General features: G+C 61.2%; 11 protein-coding genes. 4 read left to right on the top strand and 7 right to left on the bottom strand.

Going from position 1 to position 13,042, the window contains the following annotated elements; genetic code table 11:
- Positions 1–148: 148 nt before the first annotated feature.
- On the bottom strand, positions 149–1,360 hold the full coding sequence (locus tag NA645_RS12795) for an MFS transporter (RefSeq protein ID WP_272892050.1): 1,212 nt from the start codon (positions 1,358–1,360) through the stop codon (positions 149–151).
- A gap of 140 nt (positions 1,361–1,500) precedes the next feature.
- On the opposite strand from NA645_RS12795, the gene yejK reads away from it, so the two are divergent.
- On the top strand, positions 1,501–2,508 hold the full coding sequence (gene yejK / locus NA645_RS12790; RefSeq protein WP_256049155.1) for a nucleoid-associated protein YejK: 1,008 nt from the start codon (positions 1,501–1,503) through the stop codon (positions 2,506–2,508).
- Positions 2,509–2,759: 251 nt separating this feature from the next.
- Positions 2,760–3,557: an undecaprenyl-diphosphate phosphatase gene (locus NA645_RS12785; RefSeq protein ID WP_256049154.1), complete on the top strand. Its 798-nt coding sequence runs from the start codon at positions 2,760–2,762 to the stop codon at positions 3,555–3,557.
- 57 nt (positions 3,558–3,614) lie between these two features.
- Here the strand turns inward: NA645_RS12785 and NA645_RS12780 are convergent, their stop codons facing one another.
- Together NA645_RS12780 and NA645_RS12775 are read right to left on the bottom strand one after the other, a co-directional pair.
- The gene (locus tag NA645_RS12780) at positions 3,615–4,553 is read right to left on the bottom strand and encodes a glutathione S-transferase family protein (protein WP_256049153.1); all 939 of its coding nucleotides are present in this window, start codon (positions 4,551–4,553) and stop codon (positions 3,615–3,617) included.
- A 67-nt stretch (positions 4,554–4,620) separates the two neighbouring features.
- Positions 4,621–4,920, bottom strand: coding sequence for a GIY-YIG nuclease family protein (locus NA645_RS12775; protein WP_256049152.1), 300 nt, complete (start codon positions 4,918–4,920; stop codon positions 4,621–4,623).
- A 261-nt stretch (positions 4,921–5,181) separates the two neighbouring features.
- Here NA645_RS12775 and mltF point away from each other — a divergent pair, with 261 nt between their 5' ends.
- A complete protein-coding gene (gene mltF / locus NA645_RS12770) occupies positions 5,182–6,642 on the top strand; it encodes a membrane-bound lytic murein transglycosylase MltF (protein ID WP_256049151.1) in 1,461 nt (486 codons plus the stop codon).
- 167 nt (positions 6,643–6,809) lie between these two features.
- Here mltF and ybaK read toward each other — a convergent pair whose 3' ends face one another.
- Positions 6,810–7,280 carry a Cys-tRNA(Pro) deacylase gene (ybaK, locus tag NA645_RS12765; protein ID WP_256049150.1) on the bottom strand — a complete coding sequence of 157 codons (471 nt, stop codon included), beginning with the start codon at positions 7,278–7,280 and terminating at the stop codon, positions 6,810–6,812.
- A 228-nt stretch (positions 7,281–7,508) separates the two neighbouring features.
- Positions 7,509–9,809 carry a 5-methyltetrahydropteroyltriglutamate--homocysteine S-methyltransferase gene (gene metE / locus NA645_RS12760; RefSeq protein WP_256049149.1) on the bottom strand — a complete coding sequence of 767 codons (2,301 nt, stop codon included), beginning with the start codon at positions 9,807–9,809 and terminating at the stop codon, positions 7,509–7,511.
- A 270-nt stretch (positions 9,810–10,079) separates the two neighbouring features.
- Here metE and metR point away from each other — a divergent pair, with 270 nt between their 5' ends.
- On the top strand, positions 10,080–11,006 hold the full coding sequence (gene metR / locus NA645_RS12755) for a transcriptional regulator MetR (protein ID WP_256049148.1): 927 nt from the start codon (positions 10,080–10,082) through the stop codon (positions 11,004–11,006).
- Here the strand turns inward: metR and NA645_RS12750 are convergent.
- Entirely contained in the window at positions 10,981–12,138 is a 1,158-nt protein-coding gene (locus NA645_RS12750) for a GNAT family N-acetyltransferase (RefSeq protein ID WP_256049147.1), read from the bottom strand. The genes metR and NA645_RS12750 overlap by 26 nt on opposite strands.
- A 106-nt stretch (positions 12,139–12,244) precedes the next feature.
- The gene (locus NA645_RS12745) at positions 12,245–12,937 is read right to left on the bottom strand and encodes a DUF2057 family protein (RefSeq protein ID WP_256049146.1); all 693 of its coding nucleotides are present in this window, start codon (positions 12,935–12,937) and stop codon (positions 12,245–12,247) included.
- Between the last annotated feature and the right edge of the window lie 105 nt (positions 12,938–13,042).

The following is a 13,042-nucleotide window of genomic DNA, read 5'->3' as shown; positions in this document are numbered from 1 at the left end:
CTCGCGACGAAACGTCAACAGACCCTAGATCAGCAAATGCCAACGCCCAGTTGCAGCAGGGCCAGCCCGCCCTGCTGCCAGCCCCACCAAGCCATAACCAGGAGCAGCGCCAGAACAACGCTGCCTGCCCACAACCAGCCCCTGCGCATTACGCAGCGCCTCCGGCCAGACGCACCCGCTCGACCGGTTGTTCACGAATTGGCCAATTCAGCGCCGCGGCCATCAGACTGAGAGCGATGGATATTTGCCAGACCAGATCATAGCTGCCGGTCTGGTCGTAAACCCACCCGCCCAGCCAGCCGCCGAAGAATGAGCCGATCTGATGAAACAGAAAGACGATGCCGCCAAGCATCGACAGGTTGCGCACACCGAACAACGTCGCCACCGTTCCATTGGTCAGCGGCACCGTGGACAGCCATAGCAGACCCATCGCGATGCCGAAGGCATAGGCTGTCCAGAGCGTAAGCGGGGCGAAAAAGAACGCGCTGATCACAACAGCCCGAAGCAGATAGAGCGCCGTCAGTAACTTGGGTTTCGAGTAACAGCCGCCCAACCAACCGGCGGTATAAGTACCCACCACATTGAACAGCCCGACCAGCGCCAGCACCGTGGTGCCCGCCATCGCCGGCAATTGCTGATCCACCAGATACGCCGGCAGATGCACGCCAATGAATACGACCTGGAACCCGCAGACGAAGAAGCCCAGCGCCAACAGGCGGAAGCCGGAGTGACTAACAGCCTCACGCAGCGCCTCGACCAAGGACTGCTGCGGGCCGGTCACGGGAGCCGGCGGACCGCTGCGCAACATCAACGCCAGCGGCATGATCAGCGCGACCAACAGTCCCAGCGCCAGCAAGGCTGATGACCAACCCAGCCAGCCAATCAGACCGAGCGTCCCCGGCAGCATGGCGAACTGGCCGAAAGAGCCCGCGGCACTGGCGATGCCCATCGCCATGCTGCGCTTCTCGGCCGGAACGGCGCGTCCGACCGCGCCCAGAATCACCGAAAACGAGGTACCGGATAGCCCTAACCCGATCAGCAGGCCGGCGCTCAGCGACAGCGAGACCGGCGAATCCGCGCCAGCCATGAATAATAGGCCGACCGCGTAGAGTACCCCGCCAAGCAATACCGCTCGGGCAACGCCAAAGCGATCCGCCAGCGCGCCAGTGATCGGCTGCGCCAACCCCCAGATCAGATTCTGCAAGGCAATGGCGAAGGCGAAGACCTCACGTCCCCAGCCGAACTCCGCGCTCATCGGCGGCAAAAACAGACCAAACCCGTGCCGTGTCCCCAGGGAAACGGCCAGGATCAGAGAGCCACCCAACAGGATCCAAGCACTGTTGCGCCATATCGCATTCATCGCCGACACACTTAGTAAAACAAGGGGAAGCCATCTTACCCGCATACCCCGAGCTAACCACATCCACTTTTTGCCCTGCGACGGGCACGGTTGCTCGGGTAAACTGCCGCCTGTCCGCCTCACCCGCCCGCGAGTAACCCATGCCGATTCGCCACTGCATCGTTCATCTGATTGAGAAAAAGCCCGACGGCACGCCTGCCGTGCTTCACGCCCGCGATTCGGAGCTTGGCGAATCACAGGCCATCGAGAATCTGCTGGCCGACCTCAACGAAAGCTACAACGCCAAGCAGGGCAAGGCCTGGGGCTATTTCCACGAAGAGTCGGGGGCCTACCCTTTCAGTGGCTGGCTGGGTCAGTACATGGAAGGCAACCAGGATTTCACCGCATTCAGCCGCCAAGCCGTCGAGCATTTGCAGAAGTTGATGGAGGAATCCAATCTCTCCACCGGTGGCCATGTGCTGTTCGCCCACTATCAACAAGGCATGACCGATTACCTGGCTATCGCCCTTCTGCACCACAGCAACGGCGTGACCGTCACCGACTCGCTGGACGTCGCGCCAGCCAAGCACCTTGATCTCGGCCAACTGCACCTGGCCACCCGGATCAATCTGTCCGAATGGAAGAATAACCGGCAGTCCAAACAGTACATTTCCTTCATCAAGGGCAAGAACGGCAAGAAGGTCTCGGAGTATTTCCGCGATTTCATCGGCTGCCAGGAAGGCGTCGACGGGCCCGGCGAAACCCGCACGTTGCTCAAAGCGTTCAGCGAATACGTAGAAAGCGAAGACCTGCCGGAAGAAAAGGCCCGCGAGAAAACCAGCGCGCTGGTCGGTTACGCCAGCAGCCAGGCGAAGATTGGCGAGCCCATGTCGCTGGAAGAGTTGTCCGGCGTGATTGACGAGGAGCACCCGCGGGCCTTCTACGATCACATCCGCAACAAAGATTACGGCCTTTCGCCGGAGATCCCGGCGGACAAGCGCACCCTCAACCAGTTTCAGCGCTTCACCGGCCGCGCCGAAGGGCTGTCGATCAGCTTCGAATCGCACCTGCTGGGCTCGAAGATCGAATATGACGAAGCCCGCAACATGCTGATCATCCGCCAACTCCCGACACAGCTGACCGATCAGCTCAAGCGCCGCAAGGATTGATCACCGGCTGGCCCGACGCAGCTAACGACAGCGTCTCGCCTTAGCGGCTGTAGCGCTGCGCTGACAGTGTCGGACGTTCATCAACTGAGCGCATGTTCGGTCTGGACGGCTTGCTCCGCCCGGCTGAGGTCGCCCGCTACTCATGAGCGGAACGAATCCGACTGTCGCCGAATGAAATGCCCGTTTATCAGTCACATGGCTGCTCGATTGGAGCCGCAACTTCGTACGACCCGTTCTGGTAAGGACTCGCAATGGATTGGTTTCACCTGATTATTCTTTCCCTGGTGCAAGGCATCACCGAATTTCTTCCGATTTCCTCGTCCGCTCACTTGATCCTACCGTCCCAGGTGCTCGGCTGGCCGGACCAGGGCCAGGCGTTCGACGTCGCGGTGCATGTCGGCACGCTGCTAGCCGTATTGATCTGTTTCCGTCACGAAGTGATTGCCACCAGCCGCGGCTGGCTGGCTCACGTATTCAGACGACAGGTCAGCGCAGAGAGCCGTCTGGGCTGGGCGATCATCATTGGTACCCTGCCGGCGGCAATCATCGGATTGTTGCTGGAGGACTTTATCGAGCAGTACACCCGTTCGATGCTGTTGATTGCCGCCACCACCATCATCTTCGGTTTGCTGCTGTGGTACGCCGACATCAAGGGCCGGCGGGTCGCTGAAATCGATCACCTGACCTGGAAAAGCGCGCTGATTATCGGATTCGCCCAGGCGCTGGCGCTGATTCCAGGCACATCCCGCTCGGGCATTACCATGACCGCCGCCCTGCTGCTCGGTTTTACCCGGCAGACCGCCGCGCGCTTCTCCTTCCTGCTGTCGATACCGCTGATCCTTGCTGCGGGTGGGCTGAAAGCGGTCGAACTGGCCCAATCCGGCGAAGCTGCGCAATGGAACGACATTTTCATCGGTGCAGCCCTGTCCTTCGTCGCTGCCTTCCTCTGCATCAAGCTGTTCCTCAAGGCCCTGGATGCGCTGGGCATGCTGCCCTTCGTTATCTATCGCTTGCTGTTGGGCGTCGCGCTGCTGTTCATCGCGCTCTGACGCTCGGAACATGATCGACCCGCGGAACGGCGTTGCGCCGTTCGCGGGCCTGAGGCATCAACGGGCGTCGATGCGGTAGCCGATGCGCGGGAAGTGCACATGGACCACGCTGGCGCGCTCATCTTCACGGCGCAGGATCAACTCCTCGACACCGGCGAACACCAGCTCGCCAGCAACTGGATCCGTGCCGTAGTCCACCGCGGAAATGGTCACCGACTGGCCAACTTGGAAGCCGTTGGGCTCGAAGAAGGCCTCGTCTGGCAACGCAGCCGGAGTGGAGCTGCGGGCGATGGCAACGGCCTCTTCGGCAGACAGCTCGGAAAGCGAGCCATGGCCGACAGCCAATACCCTACCAAGCCAGGCGGCAACGTCCGGATAATCATCTACCAAAGGCGCAGTGACCGGCGTGCCCTTGAGAAACCACAGACAATGCGCAACCGCAATGTCGGCCACGCAAGGTGCGCTGCCCAGCAGGAACCCACCGCTTTCGCGCGACAACTGTTGCTGCAGACGCGCCATCAGCACCGGCCAGTGGCTCTTGGCCTGTTCTAGTGGGATGCGTGTCACGGAGCCGCTGCTGAACAGCTCGGCGCGATCCTTGCTGAAAATCTGGACGAACTCCTTGGGGACCTGAGCGAAGCGCAGCGCCATGGATTCGGGTTGGAACACCAGGCTCACCGCATGCAGGAACAGCACTGAATCGGCCCACTGCGCCAAGGTCGCAGCCACGAACTCCCGCCCTTCCGGAAACAGCGCCGGCGTGTTTTTCTCGGCGTCCAGACGGCGGGCCATCAATGCGGTATCGCAATACACATCGGCGCCGATCTGCAACACCGGCGTACGCCGATAGCCACCGGTCAGCGCGGTGAGATCCGGCTTGGGCATCACCGGCGGAATCGTCACCGAACGCCAGGAGAGTTGCTTGAAACCCAGCATCAGCCGCGCCTTTTCGGCGAACGGCGAGGTGGGATAGTGGTGCAGGATGATGTCGTACATTGCAGGCTCCGCCAGTCTTGTAGGTAGACCGGCAGCTTACTCGCGACGGCGAAGGCAGCCTACCCGTTCACCTGATTGCCGAGGCATTCACCGGGTCACTGATGCGGTACGTGGCGACCAGCGCCTCCTTGGCCGGTTTTTTCAGCGATTTGATGGCACGCTCGCGGCGCAATGCGTCCCCCTTGCTCTCGCAGGGCTCGACATAAACCAGCGCCACCGCCGGGCTCGAATGGAAGAAGCGCGCCCCTCGCCCGCTCTGGTGCGCGGCAAAGCGGCGCTGTGCGTCGTCACTGATTCCGCAGTACAGCGAGCCGTTTGCCGCTCTCACCAGATAGACGAACCAGGGCTTTGAAGCAACAGTGCTCATGCGACCAAATCTCACGGCAAGATGGAATGTGGCATGCAGAAACGCGCCCGAAAATAAGCGTCGGATTGTCCCGGTCAGCCACCATCAGGGCAAGCTCGCACGGCCGCTCGGCGGGGAGCTGCGTCGAAATAACGATGGCCTCCGGCGCTTGATCGGACAGGCCACGTCATCCGGTAAGCCATGCGCTAGCCGCTTCGCTTAGCAAAGTCCGTCGATCCTGTCGAGATATGGTGGCGGTTCGCCTTTGCGTATACTGCGCCGATGTTTGCCCAAACTGCGTTCCGCAAGCGCTGCACCGCCTGGTTGCTGGCGACCGGACTCTTCCTGATGCTCAGCAGCTGCGCTGAACCGCCCAGCGCACTCGAGCGTATTAAGGAGGAAGGTGTACTGCGCGTGATCACCCGCAACAGCCCCTCCACGTATTTTCAGGATCGCAATGGCGAAGCCGGCTTCGAATACGAACTGGTCAAACGCTTCGCCAGCCACTTGGGCGTCGAGCTTCAGCTCGAAACCGCCGACAGCATCGATGAGATTTTCACCCGCCTGAATCGTCCCGGTGGCCCTGACCTCGCCGCAGCCGGGCTGGTTGCCAGCGAAGGACGCCAGAGCCTGGCGCGCTTCACCAACGCCTACCTGGACGTCACGACTCAGGTGGTCTATCGCAGAGGGCAACGCCGCCCGACGCAACCCGAAGACCTGATCGGCAAGCGCATTCTGGTACTCAAGGGCAGCAGCCAGGCGGAAAAACTCAAGGCGCTGCAGGCCGAGTTGCCCGAACTGCGCTACGAGGAGTCCGACGCGGTGGAAGTGGTAGATCTGCTGCGCATGGTGGATGAAGGCCAGGTCGATCTGACGCTGGTGGAGTCGAACGAACTGGCGCTCAACCAGGTGTATTTCACCAATGCCCGCGTGGCGTTCGATCTGGGCGAGCAGAACAGCCTGTCGTGGATCGTCGGCAAAGGCGAAGACGACAGCCTGCTCGTTGCGGCCAACCAGTTCCTCGACCAGGCCAAGGAGAACGGCACGCTGCAGCGGCTGCGCGAACGTTATTACGGCCATGTCGATGTGCTCGGTTATGTCGGTGCCTATGCCTTCGCCAAACATCTCCAACAGCGCCTACCGCGCTATGAAAAGCACTTCCGCGAAACGGCCAAGACGCATGGCGTCGACTGGCGTCTGCTCGCCGCGATCGGCTATCAGGAATCCCATTGGCAACCGGAAGCCACGTCGAAAACCGGCGTGCGCGGGCTGATGATGCTGACGCTCAATACCGCGAAAGCCATGGGCGTTACCAATCGCCTCGACCCGGTACAGAGCATTCAGGGCGGCGGCAAATACATCGCACTGGTCCACGCCAATCTGCCTGACAGCATCAAGGAGCCGGACCGCACCTGGTTCGCCCTTGCCGCCTACAACGTCGGCGGCGGTCATCTGGAAGACGCGCGCAAGTTGGCCGAAGGCGAAGGACTGGACCCGAACAAATGGCTGGACGTGAAGCAGATGCTGCCACGTCTGTCGCAGAAACAGTGGTACACCAAGACGCGCTATGGCTATGCGCGCGGAGGCGAGCCAGTGCATTTCGTCGCCAACATCCGCCGCTATTACGACATCCTGACCTGGGTGACCCAGCCGCAGATGGAAGGCCAGCAACTGGTGCAGCACGAGATTCACATCCCCGGCATCAATGCCACCGAGCTCGGCGAGATTCTGCCACCGCTTTAGGGCTGTTCACGTGGGGCGATTCATTCGACCATTAGGGTCCAAAGCGAGAGCCACATCCCCCGGCGTCACTCCACCGACCTCGGCGAGTTACTGCCGCCGTGAGGGCTGTTCACGTAGGGCCGAATTTATTCGGCCTTAAGGTGGCGAAGGGAGAAAATGGCGGTTCATCACGATCGTGCGATCTGAGCGAAGGTGCCGGCGGTATGCTCGGCCAGTACCTGCGCTGTCAACTCCACCTCCAGACCTCGCCGTCCCGCACTGACATGCAGGCTCGGCAGAGCTAGCGCGGAGCTGTCGATAAAGGTGCGCAGACGCTTTTTCTGGCCCAGCGGGCTGATCCCACCGACCAGATAACCCGTCGCCCGTTGCGCAGCCATGGGATCGGCCATATCGACCTTTTTCACCTTGGCCGCCTGCGCCAGCGCTTTCAGATCAAGCGTGCCGGCGACCGGCACCACGGCGACCAGCAGTTCGTTCTTCTCGCTACAGGCCAGCAGTGTCTTGAATACGCACGCGGGCTCCAGGCCGAGCTTCTCAGCCGCTTCGAGCCCATAAGATGCGGATTTCGGATCGTGTTCGTAGCCGTGAACACGGTGTTCGGCCTTGGCCTTTTTCAGCAGATCGATGGCGGGAGTCATGACGGGGAGCAAGTCGGATAGGGGCCGATACATTAGCTGAAAAATGCGACAAACCGCACGTGGCGGGACACGACAGTCGTCTCAGTGTTGGCCCGCAGTGAGCTGTTGGCGATGCAGCGCACCGAGACACATTCGCGAGCAAGCTCGCTCCTACAAAAAAACGTCAGCTTATGCTTCGTAGGAGCGAGCTTGCTCGCGAACAATGGCAGACGCTCCCACCGAGAGGCCTTAGGCCACCCTGCCCTGCTGGGCGACGCGTAATTGCCGCGCCGCCGCGACCATGTTCACCAACGCCGCCTCGGTTTCCGGCCAGCCGCGGGTCTTCAGGCCGCAATCAGGATTCACCCAGAGCCGCTCGACCGGAATCCGCTCACTGGCCTTCTGGAGCAACTGCACCATTTCCTGGGTATCCGGCACCCGTGGCGAGTGAATGTCGTAGACGCCCGGACCGATGTCGTTGGGATAGTCGAAGGCACGGAAGGCTTCGAGCAGCTCCATCTGCGAGCGTGAGGTCTCGATGGTGATGACGTCGGCATCCATCGCGGCGATCGACTCGATCACATCGTTGAATTCGCTGTAGCACATATGCGTATGGATCTGCGTTTCATCCCGTACGCCGCTGGCGCACAGACGGAAGGCGTCCACCGCCCAGTTCAGATAACCCTGCCACTGAGCACGACGCAACGGCAGGCCCTCGCGAAACGCGGCCTCGTCGATCTGCACGATCCTGATGCCCGCCGCCTCCAGATCGCAGACTTCATCGCGAATCGCCAACGCGAGCTGACGCGCCTGCTGCTCGCGGCTGATATCGTCGCGAGTGAAGGACCACATCAGCATCGTCACCGGACCGGTCAACATGCCTTTCATGATCTTGCTTGTCTGCTGTTGCGCGTAACGAATCCACTCCACCGTCATCGGCGCCGGACGGCTCAGATCCCCATAGATCACCGCCGGTTTGACGCAGCGCGAGCCGTAGCTCTGCACCCAACCGAAACGGGTAAAGGCGTAGCCGTCGAGCTGCTCGGCAAAGTACTCGACCATGTCGTTACGCTCGGCCTCGCCATGCACCAGCACATCCAGGCCCAGCTGTTCCTGCACCGCTACTGCATGACGGATTTCGGCCTGCATCGCCTCGGTGTAATCAGTCAGTGCCAATTTGCCCTGTTTGAACGCCTGACGCGCAATACGGATGGCTGGCGTTTGCGGAAACGAGCCGATGGTAGTGGTGGGGAATGCCGGCAGATTCAGCCGTGCACGCTGCTTATCGATCCGCTCGGCAAAGGGCGACGAGCGCTGGCTATCCTGTGGCTCGATGGCCGCCAGGCGCGCCTGCACCTCTGGCTTGTGAATACGCGGTGACTGCCCGCGGCTGGCCTGGACCGCGCGGCTGTGTTGCAGCGCGGCCTGTACCTGAGCGTCATCGGGTGCGCTCACAGCACGCGCCAGAACCGCAACTTCAGCGCATTTTTGCACGGCGAAGGCGAGCCAGCTTTTCAGCTCGGCGTCCAGCTGATCCTCCCGCGCCAGATCGACTGGCGCGTGCAGCAGCGAGCAGGACGGCGCGACCCACAAGCGCTCGCCGAGCCGCTCGGTAGCGTGCTGCAACACACTCAGCGCCTTGTCCAGATCGCAGCGCCAGACATTTCGCCCGTTAACCAGCCCGAGGGAGAGGATCTTGTAGGCCGGCAGCCGATCGAGGATCACCGGGTACTGATCCGGTGCGCGCACCAGGTCGATATGCAAACCGTCCACCGGCAGCGCAGCGGCCAGGCCCAGATTGTCTTCCAGACCACCAAAGTAGGTCGCGACCAGCTTTTTCAGCGGAGCCCGCTGCAACAGGTTGTAAGCGCGTTCGAACGCATTCTTCCAGTCCTGCGGCAGGTCCAGCACCAGAATCGGCTCGTCGATCTGCACCCACTCGACGCCCTGCTCGGCCAGCCGATCCAATATTTCGCCATAAACAGGCAGCAGCCGTTCCAACAGGTCCAGCTTGTCGAACGCCTCGCCCTTGGCCTTGCCCAGCCAGAGATAAGTCAGCGGACCGATCAGCACCGGCTTGATCGCATGCCCCAACGCCTTGGCTTCTTCGACCTCCTCGAACAACTGCGTCCAGGACAGCTTGAATTGCTGGCCCGCCGTGAATTCAGGCACCAGGTAGTGGTAGTTGGTATCGAACCACTTGGTCATTTCCTGCGCCTGTCCCGCGCCGCAGCAAGATTTGGCGACGCCCCTCGCCATGGCGAACAGCGTATCCAGAGTCGGCGCGCCATCAGCCGGACGAAACCGCTCCGGCACCACGCCAAACATCAGCGAATGCGTCAGCACTTGGTCGTACCAGGCAAAATCGCCGACCGGTAACAGCTCGATGCCGGCGTCCGTCTGCAGTTGCCAGTGTGCAGCTCGCAGCTCGCGACCCACACGGCGCAGCTCGCCCTCGTCCAGATCACCTTTCCAGTAAGCTTCAAGCGCCTTTTTCAATTCGCGGTCAGCGCCGATGCGCGGAAAGCCCAGGGAATGCGCCACAGCCATAACAATCTCCAATTCGTCTCGCTTTTGGTTTGAGCGGATTGTGGCCATGCGCACCGAATGAAACAAACTCACGAATTTGAAGTTAAAGATTAGAATTACTCACCCAGCTATTCAGCAAACAACTGCATTCACTTCTCAAGGGTTCGGCTCGACAGCGATATCACGCTGATACACACTTCGCCATCACGATGAGTAGCGTTCAAGTCAGCCGCTCATCCCAAGCGTCATCTGAGCCTGAGGCTTGGGCAGCGAATAATGCGGGGATCGCAAATGCTGGAAATCCGTCACCTGAAAACGCTTCATGCATTGCGCGAAACGGACAGCCTCGTCGAAGCGGCCGAGCGCCTGCACCTGACCCAATCGGCTCTGTCGCATCAGTTCAAAGAGATGGAAGAGCGCCTGGGCCTGCAGCTCTTCGTGCGCAAGACCCGCCCTGTGCGTTTCACCAGCGCCGGTTTGCGCCTGTTGCAACTGGCGGATAGCTTGTTGCCGCAGCTGCGCAGCGCCGAACGCGATCTGGCACGCCTGGCTGGTGGCACCGCTGGACGTCTGCATATGGCCATCGAATGCCATAGCTGCTTTCAGTGGCTGATGCCGACCATCGACCAGTTCCGCGATGCCTGGCCTGAAGTCGAACTGGATTTGGCGTCGGGGTTTTCCTTCGCGCCGCTGCCGGCGCTGGCGCGCGGCGATCTGGATTTGGTGGTGACTTCCGACCCCATCGAGCTGCCGGGGATCACCTACGTTCCGCTGTTCACCTACGAGGCCCTGCTGGCGGTGGCCAACCAGCATGCGCTGGCGACGCGGCCCTACGTACGCCCTGAAGATCTGACCAGCGAGACCCTGATCACCTATCCGGTGGAGCGCGACCGGCTGGACATCTTTACCCGCTTTCTCGAACCGGCCGATGTCGAGCCGGCACAGGTCCGCACCTCAGAATTAACGGTGATGATGATGCAGCTGGTGGCCTCGGGGCGTGGTGTCTGCTGCGTGCCGAACTGGGCATTGCATGAGTACAGCACGCGCGGCTACGTCACCGCCAAACGCCTGGGGGAGAAAGGCCTGTTCGCCACGTTGTTCGCCGGCATTCGCGCCGACATGCTGGATTCACCTTTCATGCGCGACTTCCTGCTGACCGCCAAGGACACCTCCTTCGCCACCCTTGAAGGGGTCAGCGCGGCGCCGAAGGGGAGATAGCGTCCACCGAGTCTTGCCGATAGGGCAGCGCATCATGTGCCGCTTCGGCATAACGCAGCACACCCTGGCGCTCCTGAGCGAGAAAGTCGCTCACCGCCGCGCGCAACCCCGGATGCAACAGGTAATGCCAGGAGCGGGTGATCACCGGCTCGAAGCCGCGAATAAGCTTGTGCTCGCCCTGCGCACCGGCATCGAAACGAGACAGCCCGGCGGCGATCGCCTGATCGATGCCCTGATAAAAGCACGTCTCGAAGTGCAGCCGATCGAATTCGGCCAAGCAACCCCAGTAGCGGCCATAGAGCCCGCTCGCGTCGAGCAGACTGAAGGCCATGGCCACTGGGCGCGTGCCCTGCCTGGCCAACACCACGCGGATCGCCTCGGGCATGCGCTCGGCCAGCAGGCTGAAAAAGCTGCGCGTCAGGTAGGGCGCCTGACCGCGCACATGGTAGGTATTGGCGTAGCAGGCGTAGACGAAATCCCACTCCGCCTCGTCAAGCTGGTGCCCTTCGCGCCAGTCGAATTCGATCCCCTGCCCCGTCACTTGTTCGCGCTCCTTGCGCAACTGTTTGCGCTTGCGCGAGGTAAGCGCGTCGAGAAAGTCCTGAAAGTCTCGATAGCCACGGTTGTGCCAGTGGAATTGGCAGCCGATGCGCTCCAGCCAGCCATCGCGGTCGCGTAATACCGCATCTGCATCCGGCTCGGTGAAATTCACATGCAGGCTGGACTGTTCCTCCTCCTCAAGCTCACTGGTGAGCTGATCAAGCAGTTGCCCGGCTGCATCGCGATCGCCCAGCAGGCGCGCGCCCGTCACTGGCGAGAAAGGCACGGCACAGAGCAACTTGGGGTAATACTCGATGCCCGCCCGATGGCAGGCATCGGCCCAGGTCCAGTCGAACACGTATTCACCGTTTGAGTTGGTCTTCCGGTATAGCGGTAGTGCTGCCTGCACGGCGCCCGTGGCGTCGAGTAGCAGCTGATGCTCCGGCTGCCAGCCCGTCGATCCGCCAACACTGCCGCTGTCTTCGAGACTCGCGAGAAAGGCGTGACGTAGAAATGGCTGGTTATCTGGCAGCAAAGCGTCCCATTGCTGCGGGGCAAGCCCGGCGAGGCGGGTAATTGTCTGGATAGGCATGCGGGCCAGTCTGGCGCGTCAGGCACCACAAGGAAAGGGTGAAAGCAGGCACAGCTTGCTAGCGAAGCTTCTACAGATCGCCAGCAAGTTGCAATGTCGATTCAGATTACTGCTGGGCCCACTTGAGGAAGGCCGAGCGGCTTTCCGGCGTCAGCAGGTTCCACATCTGCTGCAACGTCGTCAGGGTCGCATCGCTGTGCGGCAGGGTTGCCATGGCGGCAGGAGCCGGATTCAGCGAGACGGCCTGGGGTGCTGCGGTTGCGCTGCCCAACGGGGTAACACTGGTGGCTTCCGGCGCCACTTCGCTGGAACCCAGCATCGCGCTCAAAACCGAGGTATTGCGATTGCCGGCCTGGGCCTCGATGCGCTCGCCGCTGCGGGTGTTCAGCGCCCAGGCGGGAAAGTCGGTTTCAAACGCCTTGGCTTCGGCCAGGTTCTGCGGGCGGTCGAACTCCAGGCGCCAGGTTTCACCGGCCTTCCCTTCGAAATTGAAGATGGCCGTGCGGCTGCGCACCACTTCGTGGCTGATGCCACCGTCGATGTCGAACCCGTTCTTGTAGAAGGCATGCACCTGATAGGCGCCGGGTTGCAGATGCAGACGCTTGTCCGAAGCACCGAACATGGAGTTGGCGGCAGAATGCGGCTGGCCATTGATGCTGCGGATTTCCAGTTCACTGGGGACTACCAGCGTTAGTATCTGGCTTTCAGGCAAGGGCGCACCGGAATACAGCTGAACGTGAGGTTGCTGGGCACAGGCGGCCAACAGACACGCCATGGCGATAACGAACAAACTGCGCATGAAAACTCCTAGTGCAAGGTTTCGCCAACTATTGGCGTAAGGGTTAGATGACACTCTGGAAACGATAATAAGACTGAAAAATTTCATTTAAATGACAAACCGGGC

It is taken from the genome of Stutzerimonas stutzeri (genome assembly GCF_024448955.1).
Lineage (GTDB): Bacteria > Pseudomonadota > Gammaproteobacteria > Pseudomonadales > Pseudomonadaceae > Stutzerimonas > Stutzerimonas stutzeri_AQ.
This window is presented reverse-complemented; position numbering and strand designations above follow the sequence as displayed.

Bases quoted from the DNA above. Each gene is read 5' to 3' on its own strand.
- NA645_RS12795 (WP_272892050.1), bottom strand. From the start codon at position 1,360: ATGAATGCGATATGGCGCAACAGTGCTTGGATCCTGTTGGGTGGCTCT.
- yejK (WP_256049155.1), top strand. From the start codon at position 1,501: ATGCCGATTCGCCACTGCATCGTTCATCTGATTGAGAAAAAGCCCGAC.
- NA645_RS12785 (WP_256049154.1), top strand. From the start codon at position 2,760: ATGGATTGGTTTCACCTGATTATTCTTTCCCTGGTGCAAGGCATCACC.
- NA645_RS12780 (WP_256049153.1), bottom strand. From the start codon at position 4,553: ATGTACGACATCATCCTGCACCACTATCCCACCTCGCCGTTCGCCGAA.
- NA645_RS12775 (WP_256049152.1), bottom strand. From the start codon at position 4,920: ATGAGCACTGTTGCTTCAAAGCCCTGGTTCGTCTATCTGGTGAGAGCG.
- mltF (WP_256049151.1), top strand. From the start codon at position 5,182: ATGTTTGCCCAAACTGCGTTCCGCAAGCGCTGCACCGCCTGGTTGCTG.
- ybaK (WP_256049150.1), bottom strand. From the start codon at position 7,280: ATGACTCCCGCCATCGATCTGCTGAAAAAGGCCAAGGCCGAACACCGT.
- metE (WP_256049149.1), bottom strand. From the start codon at position 9,809: ATGGCTGTGGCGCATTCCCTGGGCTTTCCGCGCATCGGCGCTGACCGC.
- metR (WP_256049148.1), top strand. From the start codon at position 10,080: ATGCTGGAAATCCGTCACCTGAAAACGCTTCATGCATTGCGCGAAACG.
- NA645_RS12750 (WP_256049147.1), bottom strand. From the start codon at position 12,138: ATGCCTATCCAGACAATTACCCGCCTCGCCGGGCTTGCCCCGCAGCAA.
- NA645_RS12745 (WP_256049146.1), bottom strand. From the start codon at position 12,937: ATGCGCAGTTTGTTCGTTATCGCCATGGCGTGTCTGTTGGCCGCCTGT.